Origin of the sequence: Streptomyces sp. NPDC088116, assembly GCF_044741745.1 — a bacterium.
Lineage (GTDB): Bacteria > Actinomycetota > Actinomycetes > Streptomycetales > Streptomycetaceae > Streptomyces.
In genome coordinates this window covers 847,320-865,391 of sequence record NZ_JBIUTF010000003.1, presented here as the reverse complement: position 1 = coordinate 865,391, position 18,072 = coordinate 847,320, and the positions used below count along the sequence as shown (strand labels likewise).

The window sequence follows — 18,072 nt, the reverse complement described above, 5'->3', positions numbered from 1 at the left end:
TTGGTCAGCGTGAAGGCTTCAAGGTTGTTGCACCTCTTGTTGCTCCTGCAGGCCCGCCAGCGCATCACCACCGCCGAGCTGGCCAAGCGTCTGGAGGTGTCTCGGCGGACTGTGCTGCGCGACGTTGAGGCGCTCTCGACTGCAGGGGTGCCTGTTTATGCCGAACGCGGGCGCAACGGTGGGATCGTCCTGCTCCCCGGTGCACGGCTCAACGCATCCCATCTGGAACCACCAGAGCTGGAAGCACTCTCCGTAGCGGGTTTGGACAGCACGCAACGTGAGCGCATGGGCCTGTCTGCGATGTGGGAGTCGGCCGCACGCAAGATCGCCGCCCGTCAGGCCGCACCACCTGAGTACCCAAGCCCGCTGCGACTGGCGGATCTAGTGCTGGTGGACAGCACCGCATGGTTTGCCGACTCAGAGGCAGCGGTCGACGTAGCCGATCTGGCATCGGCCCTGCGGCACCGACGCCGACTGCGAATCCAATACCGGCGCAGCGCCGAGAATCAGGCCTCAACGCGGGTGGTCGACCCGTACGGGATCGTGGCGAAGTCCGGCCGCTGGTATCTCGTTGCCGATCACAGGGGCGATGGCCGGCTGTTCGCTCTGGAACGACTCTCGGCCTACGAACAACTCGACGCGCCAGTTGCTCTTCGACCAGACGAAACCCTCCGCACCAGATGGGCCGCGTTGAAGGAACGCACCGAGGGGCAAGGTCGCGTGAGCGTGACCTTTCGCCTGCCAGAACATGGCCTCGACTTGGCGCGGCGCATCCTCGGCACACGCATCCATGATGTCTCCGATGCGGAAAACGGATCATGCACCGTCGTCGTCCGCTACCCCGACATCGAGTCAGTGCGTCAACTCCTCCAATTCGGCGACCACATCGAGATACTCACCCCGCAGACAGCCCGCAAACGCATCAGCCAGCTCGCCAGAGACCTGGCTGAAAGACACTCGACCCCAGCCACGTGACCGATCAGAACGGCCTGCTCTCAATCAACGTCTCCGGTCAGTACAGCTAGCCGGTGACCGCCTCGATGACATCGGGTCCCGTGACGAACACGTGGGAGGTGTGGTCGACCATCACGGTGAAGTCGGTGATGGCCGGGGAGTACGCGGCGCCGCCCGCGCAGGGGCCCATGATCACGGAGATCTGGGGGACGACACCGGATGCCGCGACGTTGCGGCGGACCAGCTCGGCGTGGAGGGCGAGCGAGACCACACCCTCCTGGATGCGCGCGCCGCCGGAATCGTTGAGGCCGATGACCGGACAGCCGGTCTTCAGCGCCAGGTCCATCGTCTTGACGACCTTCTCGCCGCACGCCTCGCCCATGCTGCCGCCGTACACGGTGGCGTCCTGGGCGAAGTGGCACACTCCCCGTCCGTCGACGGTGCCGTAACCGGTGATCACACCGTCGCCGTAGGCCCGGTCGGGGCTCCCGGACCGGGACCGTACGAACGCGTCGGTCTCGGTGAAGGAATCCGGGTCCAGCAGCCGGTCGATACGTTCCCTGACCGTGAGTCGGCCGTGGGCGCTCTGCCGCGCCCCGGCGCGCGCGGAGCCGCCCGAGCGGGCCCGTTCCTGCCGCGCGGCCAGCTGCTCGATGCGTCCGCGTGTGGAGAGGGGTACGGACGGCGCGTGGACTTCGTCGGGCTGGGTCACTGCCACCTCCGAATGGGCTTGCGAATATGGCAGAGACGGATGGTGCGAGTCCTCCCTTCCGGGTTCTCTGTGGAGTTGTTGAGTGCCGGAGGCGGAACCTTCATCACGCAGTGACAAGACCGGGCCCGTGCCGGGCGCGGTCAGGGGCGCGCCGAGGATCCGTTCCGGGCTCCGCACACCTCGTACGGCCGGAGCCCCGCGCCTTGTCCGGCGCCCTCCTCGTGACGGGAGGGCGGGGCGCGTGATACCTCTCCGTGTCATGGAGGATCTTGTGACGGCGCGGCTCGTGCTTCACCCGCTGAGTGCGCCGGAGGCCGAGCGGGTGGCGGCGGGCGAGCCGGGCGACGGGGACCTGTGGGCGCCCGGGTACCCCACCGACGGTGACCTGGTGGGGGCCAGGCGCTATCTGACGACCTGTTCGATCACCGGTGATCCCCGGCCGTTCGGCGCGTACGAGATCCGCCGCCGCGAGGACGGGTACGCGATCGGCGGTCTCGGCTTCCACGGAGCCCCGGACGAGGATCTGCGCGTCACCGTCGGCTACGGCCTGATCCCGTCGGCGCACGGCCGGGGGTACGCCTCCGAGGCCCTGCGGGAGCTGCTGCGGTTCGCGCGAGCGCGTGGCATCACCGGTGTGCGGGGCGACACCGGTCACGACAACACCGCGTCCCAGCGCGTGATGACGGCGGTCGGGATGCGGCTCGTCGGGGAGGACGAGCAGCTGAAGTACTACCGGATCGACTGGGACGAGGACCCGCGGGCCCGGTGATCGTCCGCCGCTTCCGGGCGGGTGATCCGGCCGGTCCGTCCGGGCGTGGGATCCCGCTGCCCCGTCCGGGGTACGAGACCCGTCCGGGCGGGTGATCGGCCCGGCCCGTCCGGGCGTGCGACCGTGTCACATCCGGGACGGCCCCCGGCGCGGTGTGGGGGTACGGCGGCGCACGGGAGTGCGCTCCCCGAGGCTCTCCAGGCTGATGTCGTCCTCGCCCTCGGCCTCCAGGAGAGGTGGCAGCTCGACGGTGTAGGCCGGCTCGAGGAAGATGCCGTGGTGCTGCGGACGCGCGTTCGGCGCGGCCCCGGCGGTGGGTCCCTGCATCGGATTCTGGCGGGACGGCGAAGAAGGCATGCACAACCGTTCGGAGAGTCGAGCGGCCGCGCGGCCTGAATGCCGATCGACCCGCTGGGGAGGTGTCTACCTCATCATTCCCCGTCATGCACGACGACGGGACACCGGAACGCGCCGCGGCCGGTCCCCCACACGGTAACGGCCGGTCCGCCACATGCGAAACGCCGGTCCCCCACACGTGAGAACGCGGGTGCCCGGACGGTGTCGTCCGGGCACCCGCGTTGTTCTGACGCTCCGTCTACCAGCGGTACCAACGGCCCTTACGACCACCGCCGGCGGCGGGCCGGATCACGAAGCCCAGCAGCCACATCACCAGCACGATGACCGCGATCCACCACAGTGCCTTGAGCGCGAAACCCGCACCGAAGAGAATCAGGGCGAGCAGCAGAACGAGAAGCAGGGGAACCATATGTATCAACCTCCGAGAAGTCGTTTTCCCTGAGAAATCGAAGCCATGTCCGCGAACCGGATGTTTCTTTTTCCGGTACCGGGGCATTCGGGTACACCCTCAGTCACCGGAAGGCGCTTCCGTGATGTCGAGAAATACATGGTCGGCTTCCGGCCAGCTGTGCGACACCGATTTCTTGATGCGCACGCAAACCAGCTCCACGGCCTCACTGTCGAGTCCGGGAACAAGGTCGATACGGGCCGCCACCAGCGTCGAATCGAGCCCCAGTTTCATCGTCAGCAACTCGTCCACATTGTCGATCTCCGGCTGCGCGTCGAGCAACGAACGGAGCCTTCCCCGCAGTTCGGGATCGACCGCCTCACCGATCAACTGGCCACGCGCCTCGGCGCCCAGACGGTAGGCGATGTAGACGAGGAGCAGTCCGATCGCGAAGGAGGCGCAGGCCTCCCAGACGATGTCTCCGGTGATCAGGTGCAGCACCATTCCGGCCATGGCGAAGAGCACCCCGAGCACGGCGGTCGAGTCCTCCGCGATGACGGTACGGAGTGCGGGATCGCGGACCTCCTCGTCCGAGCCACGCACCTGGAGCAGGGCGCGGACCAACGAGCTTCCCTCCGCGAGCAGGGCCACTGCGAGAACGATCAGCCCGATCTCGTAACCACTGGCGGACTCCTGCTCCTTCGAGTTCAGCGCCTCGAATCCCTGGAAGAAGGAGAAACAGCCTCCCATCACAAAGATCCCGACCGCCGCGAGGAGCGCCCAGAAATAGCGCTCTTTTCCGTATCCGAAGGGATGACGCTCGTCGGCGGGCCGGTGACTGCGCTTCAGGGAAGCGAGCAGGAAGACTTCGTTCATGCTGTCCGCGACGGAATGTGCGGCTTCCGAGAGCAGTGCCGGAGAGCCGGTGACCAGACCGCCGACGGCCTTGGCCGCGGCGATCACAAGATTCGCCGCGAGCGCCACCAGGACGGTCACCCGGGTCTTTCCGTCGGACTCTTCACGATTCAATGCGTGCCGCCTCGCTCAAATGTATGGGAATGGCGTGGTCCACCGTGTTCCCGGCGCCTTCCGCACCAAACACGTACAGCCGTCCCATGAAATTCCCGGGAAAATCCACAGGTCTCCGGTGCCTCCATGCGGACGCCCCGGAAATCGGTGGGCACCGGCGAGGAATCCATCCGACGCCCGGCGTCTCACACGCGACGCCCCCGCACGCGCGCCGGAGCGCTCGTGCGGGGGCGTCGCCCACTGCCGGATGCGGTGTCCCTGCGTCAGGACCGGCCGCCCACGGCCTTCGGCAGCCGCTCCAGCAGTCCCCGCAGATCGTCGGCGTGCTCCTCCTCCTGCGCGAGCAGGTCCTCGAAGACCCGGCGGGTGGTGGGATCCCCCTCCCCCAGCCACTGGGCGATCTCCGTGTACGACGCGATGGCCACACGTTCCGCCACCAGGTCTTCCTTGATCATCTCGATGAGATCGGCGCTCGCGTCGTACTGCGCGTGGGAGCGCCGCGTCAGTGTGTCCGGGTTGAAGTCGGGCTCACCGCCGAGCTGTACGATCCGCTGCGCCAGCCGGTCCGCGTGCTCCTGTTCCTCCTGGGCGTGCTCCAGGAACTCCGCGGCCACCGGCTCGGAGTACAGCCCCGTCGCCGTGTAGTAATGCCGTTTGTACCGCAGGGTGCAGACGATTTCGGTGGCCAGCGCCTCGTTCAGCACCTGTAGGACGCGCTCGACGTCGGCGCCGTAGGCCTGCGTCACCGGGCCTTTTTCGATCTCCTTGCGCGCCCGCGCCCGGATCGTCTCGATGTCGGTGAGGAACTCGGCCATGACCGTGCACTTCCTTCCGTACCCGAAGGGCGCTGCTTGAGTGACCCTTCGCCTGCCCCCTCCCTTCCCCGTACGCGCGCGGGTCCCTGTCGTTCTCGTACCCGACTCATCCACACGGCCCTACCGGCACGGCTCGCCGCGAGCGGGGGGCGGGGCTTCTCCCGGCCACCACCCTGGCCTGAATCGCTCGCTCCCGGAGCAACAGGGAACTCCCGTCCGATTATTGACGGAATTTTTGCCCGAACAGCGATGAGCCGCCTTGTTTGTGGGCACAGAAGCTCGCCTCTTCCACCCAAATCCCCGCAAGAAAGGGCGTCATCAGGGATGACGGCGTGTTCCGGCCGACGGCCCGATGTGATCACGGCCGCCCTTCACACCCTCTCCACATGGCGTACGGGCCTCCCTTGGGCGAGTCAGCGGGTCCATGAGGCATGTGAAGACGGTGAGTTGGGTGGGGTGGGTTGATGCGCCTCGCTCGGATGGCGGTACTGTGCGCGCGCGCCGTCATCGTGGGCGGCGCGGTTATCGCGGAGGAATTTGTGACTCTATTCAGAGGATCATGGCGGCGCAGAAGCGCCTTCATTACGGTCGCGGCGGCGGGTGCGCTCAGTGTCGGCCTGTCGGCCACGCCCGCGTTCGCGCACACACCGACGTGGACGGTGACCTGCTCCGAGGTGAGCCTCGACCTGACCGCCTACGGCAACAGTGACAAGAACACGGTGTCGGTCACCGTGGACGGCAAGGACCTGCTGCCCACGACGAACTTCAAGAACGACTTCCACAAGAAGCTCGAACTCCCGGCGCACAAGACCGAGCTGAAGGTTCACCTGAGTGTGAAGGCGGCTGACGGCGACCAGTTCTCGAAGGAGGACGAGAAGACCGCGCCGGTGTGCGAGGAGAGCACCCCGCCGCCGTCGACGGCGACCCCGACGCCTTCGGCGACACCTCCGAAGGAGACGCCCACTCCCACGCCGACCGGCGAGACCAGTGAGCCGAGCAAGCCGAGTGAGCCCAGCGAGTCCGACTCCGCTCCCGCGGTTCCCTCGTCGCAGCCGAGCCCGGCCGGGGACGACCTCGCCGAGACCGGTTCCTCCAGCGCCACGCCGATGATCGCCGGTGCCGCCGGTGTCGTGCTGGCCGCCGGAGCGGGCATCATGTGGGCCGCTCGTAAGCGTCGCAGCGCCCAGAGCTGACCCATCGCTCCACCCCGCCGCCGCGGCCGGACCGACCGTGACCCGGCTCGCCGCCCCGGCCCCGCCACCATGTCGGACGTCGCCCAGGACTCCACCGCCACCACTCGGCGGGCCTGGTAGACGATCACCGGACTGAGAGGCATGGACCGAACGTCAGCTCGCCCTCCGGGGCGTGTCGCTCGGACTCCGTAGGACAGGGGCCGTGCGTGTCGTCGCGCCTGCCGACGGTGTGCAACAAGGTCCGGCCGAGGTCGGCCCCGAGGACCGTACGAACCGGGTGCCCCGGCCTTGAGGGCGGGACACCCGGTGTACTTCCCCGGCACTGTGAGGCCCCGCGACGTTCCTCGTCAGCGGGGCCTCATCGCGTTTCCCGCACCCCGCTCGTCGGCATGCGGCCGGCCCGCGCGCGAGATGCACCGCCCGGCGACGGCGCGGACAATGGGCGGGAAGCCGACCGACATATGGGGGGCGCCGATGGATCCGGTGGAGGCTCTCGAAAGGATCGCCTTTCTGCTGGAGCGCTCGCGGGCCGAGACCTACCGCGTCCAGGCGTTCCGTACCGCCGCCGCGATCGTGGCGGGCATGGATCCCGACGATGTCGCGCGGCGCGCCGCGGCCGGCACCCTGAGCCAGGTACGCGGGATCGGCCCCAGGACATCACAGGTCGTGGAAGCGGCGCTGGAGGGGTCCGTACCGGAGTATCTGGAGCGGCTGGAGCGAGAGGCCGGTGCTCCGCTCTCCGAGCGCGGACACACGCTGCGTGCCGCGCTGCGCGGAGACTGCCACCTGCATTCGGACTGGTCGGACGGCGGCAGCCCCATCGAGACGATGGGACGTACGGCGGCCAGGCTCGGGCATGAGTGGGCCGTGCTCACGGACCACTCCCCCCGGCTTACCGTCGCCCGGGGCCTGACGGCACAACGACTGCGTGAACAGCTCGATGTGATCGCCGGACTCAACGAAAAGTGGGCTCCGTTCCGGCTGCTCACCGGTATCGAATGCGACATCCTCCCCGACGGTTCGCTGGACCAGGAACCGGAGTTGCTCGACCGGCTGGACGTGGTGGTGGCATCCGTCCACTCGAAACTGCGCATGGACGCCGCCGCGATGACCCGGCGCATGGTCGCGGCGGTGCGCGATCCGCTGACCGATGTGCTCGGACACTGCACCGGGCGCCTGGTGACGGCGCACCAGGGAGCGGGCCGCAGAGCGGGCAGGGGCGGGCAGGACAGCGGCCGGCCGGAGTCGGAGTTCGACGCGGAGGCGGTGTTCGGGGCCTGCGCCGCGACCGGTACCGCCCTGGAGATCAACAGCCGGCCCGAGCGGCTGGATCCGCCCCGCCGGTTGCTGCGCGAGGCGGTCGCGGCCGGGGTCTTCTTCGCCATCGACACGGACGCCCACGCGCCTGGGCAGCTCGACTGGCAACTGTTGGGCTGCGCGCGGGCCGAGGAGTGTGACGTACCGGTGGACCGGGTCATCAACACCTGGACGGCGGAGCAGTTGCTGGAGTGGACACGGTCCCGGCAGGCCCCACCGGCGCGATGACCCGGTCTCAGTCCTCCAGATCCGCGAACAGACTGGTGTCGAGCTGGGCGAGCAGATCGGTGGCGTCCTCGTAGACCTCGCGGGCTCCGGTGGACTCCAGGGCGGCGCGCGGAATTCCGCCCGACAGCAGAGCGACGGCGCGCACACCGGCGCGTGACGCCGCCTCCATGTCCCAGACGGTGTCGCCGACGAACACCGCACGTTCCGCGGGCACCCCGGCCAGGTCCAGTGCCCGGTGCACCGGGTCCGGGCCACGTTTGCCCCCGGCCACGCCCTGCCCACCGGCCGTCCCGGACATCACGTCGTCCGCGATGACGTCGTCGGCGTCGATCGCCCGGCGCAGCGCGGCCAGTTCGTCCTCCCCTGCCGACGTGGCGAGCACGATCCGCCAGCCGCGGTCGGCCAGCGACCGCAGGAGATCCCCGGCCCCGTCGAACGCGGGCAGCCGGTCGAGGTAGGTCCCGTACAGCGTGGTGTGCGCCGCGATGATCTCCGCGTCCTGGTCGCGGTCGCGTTCGTCACCGAGCAGATGCGCGATGAGGTCGCCGGAGCCGAGGCCGACAGCCCGGTGGATCGCGGACATCCGTACCGTGTGCCCGGCCTGGTGGAACGCCTCCCACCAGGTGGTCACATGGAGGTGATTGGTGTCGACGAGGGTCCCGTCGATGTCGAACAGTGCCGCGCGCGTCGCCATGGGTGGTCCGCTCCCGTTCCGGTGGGGCATCAGGGGCTCGAGGGCTCGGAGCCTCGGACACCGGGCAGCGAGCCCCCTCTCGATCATGCCGTCTTCCCCGGTCCGGAACATCTCGTACGCCGTCGGCGCCGGCCGCTGGAGCCGTCCGGGTGAGGTAGCTGAGCCGTACCGCGAGAGTGTCACCGGCCTTCGGCCGTGCGAGTGACCTCCGGCGATCGGCCCCGGCCGCGTACCGTCGGCTGCCGCCCCCGGACCGGACAACTCGCTTGCCGCGACCGCGGCCCTGCCACACGGCCTCAGCCGCCGAGACTCCAGGACACCGTGTGGTCCGCGCCGATGAGCACGGCGAGGACCACGAGGTCGGCCACGCCGAGGGACAGCCCGAGGAGGGCGCGGCCCCTGCGCGCGGTGCCGCGCCGGAGAGCGAGAGCGGCGAGGACGATGGCGATCGGCCCGAGGAGGAGGTTCATCACCAGCAGGCCGAGGAGCCCCAGGACGAACGACGCGACAGCCATGCCGTCCACGTCACGGACACCTGTCCCGCCGCGGGCGGGAGCGGTCGTAGGCATGAGGTCGGGGCTCCTTTCGGGGCGTTCCGGGGCCACCCGTCCGTCGCTGCCCCAGCCGGGATTCGGCGGGGGCTCGGCGAGAGCGCGGCCCGCGTCCGATCGGCGGCGATCGCCACGGGGCACGGTCAGGACCGGTGATGACGGGCCCGGCGCTCCCGGGCGGCGAACACGAGCAGCCAGCCACCGATGCAGGCAGCGGCGATCAGGGCGGTCTGGACCGGGACATGTACCACCGAGCCCAGCAGCAGTCCCATGACAAGGAGAGCCGCGACGAGGAAGATCATGAATGCCTCCTTATGGGCGGACAGGAGCGGGACGGATGGGCGGGAGAACGAGGGGGAAGCGGGCGGACAGTTGCGAGAACAGTTGTTCACTGACTCCTCAGTCTACGATTCCCTCTGCCGGAGAACGGTTGTTTACTGAATGGCATGAGTCACACCCACGGCATCCGTCAGGCCCAGAAACAGAAGACCCGTCAGGCGCTGCTGGACGCGGCCCTGGTGCTCCTGGAGGAGCAGGGCCTCAGCAGCCTCGGGCTGCGTGAGGTGACCCGGGCCGGAGGTGTGGCCCCGACCGCCTTCTACCGGCACTTCCGGAACATGGCGGACCTCGGTCTGGCCCTGGTCGAGGAGGCTCTCGGCGCCCTGCACGGAACGATCAGCGGCACCCTCGCCGATACGGCCGGCACCGGCGAGCGGATCGACGCCACCGTCGATGTGATCGCGGGCCATGTCCGGGCCCACCCGGCTCATGTCCGGTTCATCGCGCGCGAGAGGCACGGCGGGGTCCGGCAGGTACGGGCGGGCATAGCGGCCCAGCTGCGCCGCTTCTCCGCCGAGGTGGCGGCCGCCCTCGCCGTCCAGCCCGGATCGGCGGGCTGGAGCGAGGACGACCTGCGCATGCTGGCCGATGTCTACGTCGACCACATGGTGATGACGGCGTGCGCGTTGCTCGACGCCGCGGAGGAAGGGCCGGACGCCGAGGAGCGCGTGGCGCGTGTGGCACGCCGTCAGCTGCGCCTGATCGATCTCGGCCGCCGGCACTGGCTCGACTGACGCGCCGACTCGACCGGCGAAACGGTCGGCTCAGCCCGGAGAAACGGCCGGTCCGCGCGCCGAGCCATGACACGCGGTATCGGTGATCGCAGTGGTCAGCCCTGCGACCGCCGGTCCCGGGGCCCGCCGTAATCGCCCCGTACGCTGTCCGAACGCGACGCGTGGCGGGCGTAGACGGGCAGGACGCCCCAGCACAGGACGAACCACGCGACCATGACGCCGACCAGCCACGACGCGAGGGTGTCGGCCACCGCCAGCCGGAGGATGAGCATCAGCGCCGAGGCCATCGTGCAGAGCAGCAGCACCAGCCCGACGATGGTCAGCCGGGACGCCCAGATGACCATCTGCGACTTCAGCCGACGGCCGGTCAGCAGCCGGTGGAAGGAAACCGGGCCGATGAGCGCACCGACCGCCGCCGCGCCCAGCATCACCGTGACGGTGTAGATGTCCCGGTCGGTGCCGGACAGTGTGGTGAACCGCTGCTGGAAGACGACCGTGAGCAGGAAGCCGAACAGAATCTGCACCCCGGTCTGGGCCACGCGCAGTTCCTGGAGCAGCTCGTTCCAGAGCCGGTCCGCACGCTCCTCGACCGTCTCGCGACGCCCGCGGTCGGGGCCGCCCGCTTGCGGAGTCATACCGGCGGCCGTCATGCGCGGCAGAGGCAGAAGGGGTGCCCGGCCGGGTCTGCGAACACGCGAAAGCCCCGTCGCCCGTCGTTGTCGTCGAGATCGAGCGGTACCGCCCCGAGGGCGAGGACCTGCTCCTGAGCGGTGTCCATGTCCGGCACGGTGAAGTCCAGATGGAACTGCTGGGAATCGTGACCGGCCTGAGGCCAGGACGGCGGACGATGGCCGGGCGCGCGCTGGAAGGCGATCCGGGCTCCGCCCGGGACGTACAGGTCGTACCAGACCTCGCTGTACTGCCGCACCTCACCGCCCAGTACGGCGGCGTAGAAACGGGCGAGTGACTCCGGCTCCGGACAGTCCAGGGCCACCAGTTGGTAGGCCGCGATCGCCATACGGGTCTCCTCCATGTCCCGGCACGCGTCGGCACCTGTCCATCGCCGCCCGGCCGTCGGGTCCGGCGAGCGGTTCGGGCCTTGTCTCCTCACCGTAAACCGCCGGCGCGCACCCGTCCCGCCCACGCTCCAGGAGCCTGCATGCGCTCGATTGTGTGGCCGCGGGCGGCGGTAGCCTCACCGACACCTCATCCTCAAGTCCCGGCAGGCCAGTCCACTTTGTCGTCACTGGCCATGTCCCCACCGCACCGGCGTCCGCTGGCATGGAGCCGCTTCCGCCGACGGGTGAACACCCGGAATCCACCGCAGCCGCTTCCGAAAGGCCATGATGACCATGCCCCGCACACGCGCGTTCGTACAGGTCGACGTGTTCTCCACGAGCCCCTATCTCGGCAACCCGGTCGCCGTCGTCCTCGACGGGGCGGACGTGACCGACGAGGAGATGCAGCGCGTGGCGCGTTGGACCAATCTGTCCGAGACCACGTTCGTGCTGCCTCCCACCGTCCCGGAGGCGGACTACCGGCTACGGATCTTCACGCCCCAGAGTGAGCTGCCGTTTGCCGGCCACCCCACCCTCGGCTCCGCACGCGCCTGGCTGGACGGCGGCGGCGTTCCGCGGCATGCCGACCGCATCGTGCAGCAGTGCGGCGCCGGCCTGGTCACGGTCCGCCGCGGCGACGGCGTTCTGTCCTTCGCCGCCCCGCCACTGGTCCGCGACGGCGCGCTCGACGACGCATACCTGAAGCGGATAGTCGCCGCGTTCGGCATGGACCATGACCGTGTCCTCGCCCACCAGTGGGTCGACAACGGACCCGGCTGGGCCGTGCTCCAACTGCCCACGGCCTACGAGGTCCTCGCCCTCGAACCCGACCTCGCCCTCATCCCGGACGCGATGGTCGGCGCCATCGGGGCCCACCCCACCGGTTCCCGGCACGACTTCGAGATGCGCACCTTCGCCCCTCGCTGCGGAGTGGCCGAGGACCCCGCCTGCGGCAGCATGAACGCTGCCGTCGGCCAGTGGCTCACCACCACCGGAACCGCCCCCTGCGCCTATCGGGTCTCCCAGGGCGCGAGGCTGGGACGGGCCGCGACCATCGAGATCTCCACCGACCCGGACGGCGCCGTCTGGGTGAGTGGTGCCACGACCGTCTGCATCCGAGGCACCATCGCCCTGTGACCGGCCCGCTGCCCGCGCCCCGGATGTGGTCCCTCGAAGCGCGGACAGGGCACCACCGGCGGGCCGACCCGGGCGGCTGGCTCGGCGTCAGTCATCCGCCCGTGCCCTTCGGGGTACGGGCGGAATCGCCCCGTCCACCTGTCCAAACGAGCACAGGATTGCTCGATTCCTTTCTCTAGCACAATCCGACGCCTTGATACGGCGCAATATGCTGCCAACATTGCTGAGGTTGGCTCACTTCGACGTACCCGTCGGCCACGCTTGATGGCGTCACACCGATGAACCACGAAGGGGCAACCATGCCGGGCAGCAGCACCGTCACCGTCCACGCCGATCGCGAGGTCCGTCCCAGCCGGGCCGTGGCACCGCCCGTCTACCAGACGGCGGCGTTCTCCGCCGCGGACGGGGAAGCGTTCGCCCAGGCCGCGGTCGCCCCGCGGGGCCAGGACTTCTACACCCGCTTCGGCAATCCGAACCACGCCCAGGTCGCGTCCGTCGTGGCGGAACTGGAGCACACCGAGGCGGCCATGGTCACCGCGTCCGGGATGGCCGCGCTCACCACCGCCGTGCTGGCGCTGGTGTCCGCCGGCGACCATGTCATCGGGCAGCGGTCCACCTACGGCGGTACGGCGTCGGTGCTGCTGAACCTGCTGCCGCGACTGGGCGTGTCGACCACCCTGGTGGACCAGAGGGACCCGGAGGCGTTCGAAAAGGCGCTGACCTCGCGGACCCGTCTGATCCTGGTGGAGTCTCCGAGCAATCCGCTGCTCCAGATCACCGACCTGCGCGCCGTCGCGGAACTGGCGAGCGCGCACGACGTACCGACCATGGCGGACAACACCTTCGCCACTCCGCTGAACCAGCGCCCGGCGGACTTCGGCATCGATCTGGTCTGGCACAGCGCGACCAAATACCTCAACGGCCATTCCGACGTGTCCGCCGGAGTGCTGGCCGGGCCGGCCGAGCTGCTGGACCGGATCTGGGACGTCGGCCTGCTCACCGGTGCCGTCCTCGGCCCGTTCGACGCGTGGCTGCTGCTGCGCGGCATGCGCACCCTTCCGCTGCGGATGCCCCGGCACAACGCCAACGGCCAGGCGCTCGCGGAGGCCCTGCACGACCACCCCGCCGTGAGCCGTGTGCACTATCCCGGCCTGGCGTCCCACCCGCAGCACGAGCTGGCCGCAAGCCAGATGGGCGGTTTCGGCGGGGTACTCGGCATCGAGTTCGCCGGCGGCTTCGAGACGGCCGACGCGTTCCTCGGCCAACTGCGCTACGCCCGCAGGTCGGCCAGCCTCGGCGGTGTGGAATCCCTGGCCGTGCACCCCGCATCCATGTGGCGGGGCATGCTCGACGAGGACCAGATCGCCGCCGCGGTTCCGCCGGGCCTGATCCGGCTGGCCGCCGGTACGGAGGACACGGCCGACCTGGTCACCGACGCACTCGCCGCGGCCGACGCGGTGGCCTCCTCCGCGGCGGGCACCTGAGCGACTCAGGCGGCGACGGGGTCGTCCCACAGTCCCACTGTTCCCGGACCGGCCGGACGAGCCTGTCGCTGGACGCCCTGCCCGCACCGTCAGCCGACCCGCCGGGCCAACACCTGTCCCGGCCAGGCCTTCGACAGGAAACGACCGGTGGGAGTGAAGCCGTTGCGCTCGTAGAACGCGACCAGTTCGCCCCCGCCGCCCGCCCAGCAGTCGACCCGCAGCAGTTCCACGCCGGCCCGCCGGGTCTCCTCGACGGCATGGGCCAGCAGCGCCGCCCCGATGCCCAGGCCGGCATGCCGCCGGTCGGAGACCAGCAGCCGGACGTACCGCTCGGGTTCCTCGGCCGGCGCGATCGGCATCTGAGGGCTGGGCCCGGAGTCCAGCACCAGGGCTCCGACAGGTGTTCCGTCCAACTCCGCGATGTGCGGGGCGTTCTCGGTCATGTACCGCTCGACCCGCGCCACCCCGCCGGGCTTCTTCGAATACGGTGTCGTGCCCCACTGCTCGGTGTTGCCGCGACCGTTCATCCAGACCACCGCCGAGTCGAGCATGTCCAGCACCGCCGACGCGTCGGCCAGGCCGCCCGGCCTGATCCGTATGCCCTGCGTGGTGTCGTTCACAGCGGCAGCCCAGGGCTCGGCGGATTGGCGGCGTGGGGAGCACCGGCGGCAACGGGGAAACGGTCCCGGTGCTCACCGAGGAGTGCCGTTCGGTGAGCACCGGGATCCGCGCCCGTCCTGCCGTCGTGGCGGCTGTACGTGCAAAGTCCCCGTCGGGATGGTCCGCCACTCACGGGGTGTGAGTGGAGAGCGTCTTCATGGTGACGTAGCTGCTCACCGTGGCGACGCCGGGAAGGTCGGCCAGCCGGTTGGCGTGGAAATCCTCATAGGCGGGCAGGTCGGCGACCTCGACCTGAAGCAGGTAGTCGTAGTTGCCGGTGACGTGATGGACGTGTACGACCTCGGCCAGTTGGACGACCGCGCGTTCGAACGCGGCCACGTCGCCGCGGTTGTGTCTCATCAGCCGGACACCGGCGAACACACGGAGGCTGCGCCCCAGGGCCGCGGGGTCGATCTCCGCCCGGTAGCCGCGGATCACTCCGGTTTCCTCAAGTCTGTGCACGCGCCGCAGGCAGGGTGACGGCGACAGGCCGACCCGGGCGGCGAGCTCGGCATTACTGATCCGTCCGTGCCTTTCGAGCACGGCGAGGATGGATCGATCCACATCATCCATAGGGGCAGAGTATTGCTCACTTTCCTCACCTACCACAACCTGATGCCTCGCTGCGGCGCAATTTCCTGCCAAAGTTGCCGAGATCGGTCTGCGTCGATGCGCTGATCAGCAACACTTGACCAAGTCACCAGGTCGGACAAACAACGCATTTTCATGGAGGAGTTTTCAGATGAGGATCCTGCTTACCGGCGGCACCGTGGTCAGCATGGACCCGGCTGTCGGCGATCTCGAACGCGGTGACGTGCTGATCGAGGACGGCGTGATCGTAGAGGTGGCCGAGGCCATCGAGGCTCCGGACGCCGAGACCATCGACGCGACCGACCGGATTGTCATGCCCGGCTTCGTCGACACCCACCGGCACAGCTGGCAGACCGCGTTCCGCGGCGTCGGCGCCGACTGGACCTTCCCCGAGTGGGCCGTGGCGATGCACCGGACGCTGAAGCCCCGGTACCGGCCCGAGGACGTCTACCTGGGCACACTGCTCGGCCGGCTGGAGGCCCTCCACTGCGGTGTGACCACGATGCTGGACTGGTTCCACTGCGCGCAGAGCCCCGAGCACGCGGACGCCGCCGTCGCGGCGCTGCACGACACGGCCGGACGGTCGGTCTTCTGTCACGGCGCGGGGTGGGGCACCACCGGGTCGGTCGAGGACGAGATCCGCCGTGTGCGCTCCGCGCTCCCCGGCGGCGGCCTGGTCACCATGTCGTTCGGGCTGCGCGGTGCGGAGGACACCTCCATGGACACCGTCGCCGAGGAGCTGAAGCTGGCGGCCGAACTCGGCCTGCGGACCAGCCTGCACGTCGAGTCCGACGGCACCCGCCGCCCGGTCGCCGATCTCCATGAGCACGGTCTGCTGCGGGACACGACGACGTTCGTGCACGTCAACGGGGTCGGCGACGACGAGCTGCGCATGCTCGCCGATGCCGGCGGTTCGGTTTCGATCAGCCCGGACGTCGAGTTGAAGATGGGGTTCGGCTGGCCGATGACCGGCCGGATGCTGGCCGCCGGCCTGCGCCCGACACTCTCCGTCGATGACGTCCCGTCCGTCGGCGGCGACATGTTCGCCACCATGCGTACCGCCTTCGTGGTCCAGCGTGGCCTGGACGGCGGCCTCAACTCCCGGGACCTGCTGGAGTTCGCCACCGTCGACGGTGCCGACGCGCTGGGACTCGCCACCCGTACGGGCAGCCTCACGCCCGGCAAGGCCGCCGACGTGATCCTGCTGCGCACCGACGACATCACCGTGCTCCCGGTCACCGATCCGGTCGGCACGGTCGTCGCGGCCGGTCACCCCGGCCTGGTCGACACGGTTCTCGTCGCGGGCCGCGTCGTCAAGCGGGACGGCGTGCTGGTGGACGTGGACCTGCCCGCGCTGAAGGCGCGACTGGTGGAATCCCGCGACCAGATCGCTGCGGCCGCCGGTGTCCCGCTCGACGGCACCTGGCGTCCGCGTCCGCAGGCGGCGTGAACACACGAAAGCCGGAGTACCCGCTCCGCTCGGTCCGCGCGTAGCGGGAACACCGATCGGCGCCAGGAGCCGGTCGGTGCGAGGAGCCGGTCGACTCGAGGCATCGGGCCCCTCCGTGAGACCGAGCCGGTTCTCGCCCGCCGCTCACGTGGCGGGCGAGAACCTACGGCGCGTCTGTGCCACCGGGGCACACCGTCGTGTCAGCGGCGGTGCGGAGGCGGTGGCAGCCGCAGATGGGCCAGATCGTCCGGCACCGGGCTGTCGGGGCGGAAGAGCGGGGCCGCCTCCCCGTCCGCCGCCGTGGCGGGTGCGTCGGTGAGCCGGAAACGCTCGCGCAGTCTGCTGTAGAAGTCGGTGGGACCCAACCGGAGCAGCCGCAGCCGGTACTTGGCCCCGTACACACCGATCCAGTCCCCGGGGTCCAGCACACCCCGCAACTGGCCGTCGATGCTGACCGCCACCTGCCCGGAGTGCGGCAGCACCCGTAGCGCGACCGGCTCGTCGGGGGCGGCCACCACCGTCCGGTCGAAGGTCATGTGCGGTGCCACCGGGGTGAAGACCACGGCGTCCATGTGCGGGGAGAGCACCGGTCCACCGGCCGCGAAACTGTAGGCCGTCGAGCCGGTCGGGGTGGCCACGATGACGGCGTCCGCCGAGTACGAGGCGAGGAGCCGGCCGGCGAGATAGACGCCGAGGGCGGCTTGCCGGTCACGGGCGAGCTTCTCCAGAACGATGTCGTTGACGGCGATCACGTCCATCGCCACGCCCCAGCCCTCGCCCTCGGTGGTGTCCGGACGGACATGAGGAGGTGGCAGCGTGGGACCGCGTCCGTAATGGAGCAGCGCCTCCATACCGGGCGGGATCTCCAGCCCGCGTGAGGCCCGCAGGGTGAGAGTCATCCGTTCCTCGATCGCGGCGCGGCCCTCTCCGACCGCGTCCAGGGCCCGTGTGACCTCCTCGGCGGGCACTTCGGTCAGGAAGCCGACCCGGCCCAGATCCACCCCGAGCACCGCGGCGCCGTTCTTCGCGGCGATCCGTGCCCCGCGCAGGAAGGTGCCGTCGCCGCCGAGGGTGACGACCAGGTCCGGGTCGCCCGCCGACGAGGCCTCCTCCTGGCCGCCGAGGCGCGGTTCGTGCTCCCTCCACACGTCGACTTCCTTGCACGGGACACCCCGCGCGCGGCACCAGGCGTGCACCGCGCCCGCCGCCTCGACGGCCGCCGGGCGGCCCTGGTGGACCACCAGACCGATACGTTCCACAGCCATGCTCGTGCTCTCCGTACGTCCGGTGCTCTCCGTACGTCCGGGTTCCAGGATCCGTCCGCCCGGACGGTCACGCACCCCCACTCCCGGAAGGGAGTTCCAAGGACGGCTCCGAGGACGGCCGGAGAGACGAGGGGCCGCCCGCCCACCAGCCCGAGTTCACCCGAATGGCGGATATCGCCGACTGGCCGCCATCTGCCGTGAATGCTGCACGAACAGCGGACCGGAGCCATGCCCACGCGGTGTCCGGGGTCTTCCCCGGTTGCCACCCGCTCCGGACGGATGCGCGATGGAAATGTGCGCGCCTGACCGTGAGGGGCCTGATCCCGCAGACGCGCTTCCCCCACGCG

Annotated in this window: 20 protein-coding genes and 1 pseudogene; 8 read left to right on the top strand and 13 right to left on the bottom strand. The window is 69.8% G+C overall.

The features are described from left to right. The first annotated feature begins 9 nt into the window (after positions 1-9). Positions 10-975: a YafY family protein gene (locus tag ACIOJD_RS16100; protein WP_078638019.1), complete on the top strand. Its 966-nt coding sequence runs from the start codon at positions 10-12 to the stop codon at positions 973-975. A 49-nt stretch (positions 976-1,024) separates the two neighbouring features. Here the strand turns inward: ACIOJD_RS16100 and ACIOJD_RS16095 are convergent. After that, positions 1,025-1,609 (bottom strand): annotated as a pseudogene (locus ACIOJD_RS16095) (carboxyl transferase domain-containing protein); the annotation flags it as partial. A gap of 316 nt (positions 1,610-1,925) precedes the next feature. Here ACIOJD_RS16095 and ACIOJD_RS16090 point away from each other — a divergent pair. Then, positions 1,926-2,435 carry a GNAT family N-acetyltransferase gene (locus ACIOJD_RS16090; protein WP_401913423.1) on the top strand — a complete coding sequence of 170 codons (510 nt, stop codon included), beginning with the start codon at positions 1,926-1,928 and terminating at the stop codon, positions 2,433-2,435. Between the two features lie 126 nt (positions 2,436-2,561). Here the strand turns inward: ACIOJD_RS16090 and ACIOJD_RS16085 are convergent, their stop codons facing one another. The 4 genes from ACIOJD_RS16085 to ACIOJD_RS16070 form a co-directional block, all read right to left on the bottom strand. Continuing rightward, the gene (locus tag ACIOJD_RS16085; protein ID WP_401889013.1) at positions 2,562-2,792 is read right to left on the bottom strand and encodes a hypothetical protein; all 231 of its coding nucleotides are present in this window, start codon (positions 2,790-2,792) and stop codon (positions 2,562-2,564) included. Positions 2,793-3,030: 238 nt separating this feature from the next. Next, entirely contained in the window at positions 3,031-3,201 is a 171-nt protein-coding gene (locus ACIOJD_RS16080) for a hydrophobic protein (protein WP_401913420.1), read from the bottom strand. Between the two features lie 99 nt (positions 3,202-3,300). After that, positions 3,301-4,209, bottom strand: coding sequence for a cation diffusion facilitator family transporter (locus ACIOJD_RS16075; RefSeq protein WP_401913417.1), 909 nt, complete (start codon positions 4,207-4,209; stop codon positions 3,301-3,303). A 263-nt stretch (positions 4,210-4,472) separates the two neighbouring features. Continuing rightward, complete coding sequence (locus ACIOJD_RS16070; RefSeq protein ID WP_401913414.1) at positions 4,473-5,024, bottom strand: bacterioferritin; 552 nt, start codon at positions 5,022-5,024, stop codon at positions 4,473-4,475. Between the two features lie 539 nt (positions 5,025-5,563). Here ACIOJD_RS16070 and ACIOJD_RS16065 point away from each other — a divergent pair. Continuing rightward, positions 5,564-6,217 (top strand): LAETG motif-containing sortase-dependent surface protein, encoded by a 654-nt coding sequence (locus ACIOJD_RS16065; protein WP_401913411.1) that lies wholly within the window; start codon positions 5,564-5,566, stop codon positions 6,215-6,217. Between the two features lie 474 nt (positions 6,218-6,691). Beyond that, positions 6,692-7,762 carry a PHP domain-containing protein gene (locus tag ACIOJD_RS16060; RefSeq protein ID WP_401913408.1) on the top strand — a complete coding sequence of 357 codons (1,071 nt, stop codon included), beginning with the start codon at positions 6,692-6,694 and terminating at the stop codon, positions 7,760-7,762. 7 nt (positions 7,763-7,769) lie between these two features. Here the strand turns inward: ACIOJD_RS16060 and ACIOJD_RS16055 are convergent, their stop codons facing one another. The 3 genes from ACIOJD_RS16055 to ACIOJD_RS16045 all read right to left on the bottom strand — a co-directional run bounded on the left by ACIOJD_RS16055 (position 7,770) and on the right by ACIOJD_RS16045 (position 9,309). Next, on the bottom strand, positions 7,770-8,456 hold the full coding sequence (locus ACIOJD_RS16055) for an HAD family hydrolase (protein WP_401913406.1): 687 nt from the start codon (positions 8,454-8,456) through the stop codon (positions 7,770-7,772). A gap of 296 nt (positions 8,457-8,752) precedes the next feature. Continuing rightward, positions 8,753-9,025, bottom strand: coding sequence for a DUF4190 domain-containing protein (locus tag ACIOJD_RS16050; protein WP_401913404.1), 273 nt, complete (start codon positions 9,023-9,025; stop codon positions 8,753-8,755). Positions 9,026-9,150: 125 nt separating this feature from the next. Beyond that, positions 9,151-9,309 (bottom strand): hypothetical protein, encoded by a 159-nt coding sequence (locus ACIOJD_RS16045; RefSeq protein ID WP_401913403.1) that lies wholly within the window; start codon positions 9,307-9,309, stop codon positions 9,151-9,153. A gap of 144 nt (positions 9,310-9,453) precedes the next feature. Here ACIOJD_RS16045 and ACIOJD_RS16040 point away from each other — a divergent pair, with 144 nt between their 5' ends. Next, positions 9,454-10,080: a TetR family transcriptional regulator gene (locus ACIOJD_RS16040; protein ID WP_401913400.1), complete on the top strand. Its 627-nt coding sequence runs from the start codon at positions 9,454-9,456 to the stop codon at positions 10,078-10,080. Positions 10,081-10,175: 95 nt separating this feature from the next. On the opposite strand, the gene ACIOJD_RS16035 is transcribed toward ACIOJD_RS16040, so the two are convergent. Then, entirely contained in the window at positions 10,176-10,715 is a 540-nt protein-coding gene (locus tag ACIOJD_RS16035) for a DUF6328 family protein (protein ID WP_401913397.1), read from the bottom strand. Between the two features lie 11 nt (positions 10,716-10,726). After that, positions 10,727-11,098: a VOC family protein gene (locus ACIOJD_RS16030; RefSeq protein WP_401913395.1), complete on the bottom strand. Its 372-nt coding sequence runs from the start codon at positions 11,096-11,098 to the stop codon at positions 10,727-10,729. Between the two features lie 334 nt (positions 11,099-11,432). Between ACIOJD_RS16030 and ACIOJD_RS16025 the strand changes: the two genes are divergently transcribed. Beyond that, positions 11,433-12,275: a PhzF family phenazine biosynthesis protein gene (locus ACIOJD_RS16025; RefSeq protein WP_401913392.1), complete on the top strand. Its 843-nt coding sequence runs from the start codon at positions 11,433-11,435 to the stop codon at positions 12,273-12,275. Positions 12,276-12,574: 299 nt separating this feature from the next. After that, the gene (locus tag ACIOJD_RS16020) at positions 12,575-13,759 is read left to right on the top strand and encodes a trans-sulfuration enzyme family protein (protein ID WP_401913390.1); all 1,185 of its coding nucleotides are present in this window, start codon (positions 12,575-12,577) and stop codon (positions 13,757-13,759) included. An 89-nt stretch (positions 13,760-13,848) separates the two neighbouring features. Here ACIOJD_RS16020 and ACIOJD_RS16015 read toward each other — a convergent pair whose 3' ends face one another. Both ACIOJD_RS16015 and ACIOJD_RS16010 read right to left on the bottom strand, forming a co-directional pair. Then, positions 13,849-14,379, bottom strand: coding sequence for a GNAT family N-acetyltransferase (locus ACIOJD_RS16015; protein ID WP_401913388.1), 531 nt, complete (start codon positions 14,377-14,379; stop codon positions 13,849-13,851). Positions 14,380-14,548: 169 nt separating this feature from the next. Then, the gene (locus ACIOJD_RS16010) at positions 14,549-14,992 is read right to left on the bottom strand and encodes an Lrp/AsnC family transcriptional regulator (RefSeq protein WP_401913385.1); all 444 of its coding nucleotides are present in this window, start codon (positions 14,990-14,992) and stop codon (positions 14,549-14,551) included. A gap of 169 nt (positions 14,993-15,161) precedes the next feature. Between ACIOJD_RS16010 and ACIOJD_RS16005 the strand changes: the two genes are divergently transcribed. Next, positions 15,162-16,460, top strand: a complete 1,299-nt coding sequence (locus ACIOJD_RS16005; RefSeq protein WP_401913382.1) for an amidohydrolase family protein — start codon at positions 15,162-15,164, stop codon at positions 16,458-16,460. 200 nt (positions 16,461-16,660) lie between these two features. Here the strand turns inward: ACIOJD_RS16005 and ACIOJD_RS16000 are convergent, their stop codons facing one another. Further along, positions 16,661-17,725: an NAD(+)/NADH kinase gene (locus ACIOJD_RS16000; protein ID WP_401913380.1), complete on the bottom strand. Its 1,065-nt coding sequence runs from the start codon at positions 17,723-17,725 to the stop codon at positions 16,661-16,663. Positions 17,726-18,072: the final 347 nt, after the last annotated feature.

Coding starts and splice junctions, on each gene's coding strand:
- ACIOJD_RS16090 (WP_401913423.1), top strand. CDS start 1,926: ATGGAGGATCTTGTGACGGCGCGGCTCGTGCTTCACCCGCTGAGTGCG.
- ACIOJD_RS16085 (WP_401889013.1), bottom strand. CDS start 2,792: ATGCCTTCTTCGCCGTCCCGCCAGAATCCGATGCAGGGACCCACCGCC.
- ACIOJD_RS16080 (WP_401913420.1), bottom strand. CDS start 3,201: ATGGTTCCCCTGCTTCTCGTTCTGCTGCTCGCCCTGATTCTCTTCGGT.
- ACIOJD_RS16070 (WP_401913414.1), bottom strand. CDS start 5,024: ATGGCCGAGTTCCTCACCGACATCGAGACGATCCGGGCGCGGGCGCGC.
- ACIOJD_RS16060 (WP_401913408.1), top strand. CDS start 6,692: ATGGATCCGGTGGAGGCTCTCGAAAGGATCGCCTTTCTGCTGGAGCGC.
- ACIOJD_RS16055 (WP_401913406.1), bottom strand. CDS start 8,456: ATGGCGACGCGCGCGGCACTGTTCGACATCGACGGGACCCTCGTCGAC.
- ACIOJD_RS16050 (WP_401913404.1), bottom strand. CDS start 9,025: ATGCCTACGACCGCTCCCGCCCGCGGCGGGACAGGTGTCCGTGACGTG.
- ACIOJD_RS16045 (WP_401913403.1), bottom strand. CDS start 9,309: ATGATCTTCCTCGTCGCGGCTCTCCTTGTCATGGGACTGCTGCTGGGC.
- ACIOJD_RS16040 (WP_401913400.1), top strand. CDS start 9,454: ATGAGTCACACCCACGGCATCCGTCAGGCCCAGAAACAGAAGACCCGT.
- ACIOJD_RS16035 (WP_401913397.1), bottom strand. CDS start 10,715: ATGACTCCGCAAGCGGGCGGCCCCGACCGCGGGCGTCGCGAGACGGTC.
- ACIOJD_RS16030 (WP_401913395.1), bottom strand. CDS start 11,098: ATGGCGATCGCGGCCTACCAACTGGTGGCCCTGGACTGTCCGGAGCCG.
- ACIOJD_RS16025 (WP_401913392.1), top strand. CDS start 11,433: ATGCCCCGCACACGCGCGTTCGTACAGGTCGACGTGTTCTCCACGAGC.
- ACIOJD_RS16020 (WP_401913390.1), top strand. CDS start 12,575: ATGCCGGGCAGCAGCACCGTCACCGTCCACGCCGATCGCGAGGTCCGT.
- ACIOJD_RS16010 (WP_401913385.1), bottom strand. CDS start 14,992: ATGGATGATGTGGATCGATCCATCCTCGCCGTGCTCGAAAGGCACGGA.
- ACIOJD_RS16005 (WP_401913382.1), top strand. CDS start 15,162: ATGAGGATCCTGCTTACCGGCGGCACCGTGGTCAGCATGGACCCGGCT.
- ACIOJD_RS16000 (WP_401913380.1), bottom strand. CDS start 17,725: ATGGCTGTGGAACGTATCGGTCTGGTGGTCCACCAGGGCCGCCCGGCG.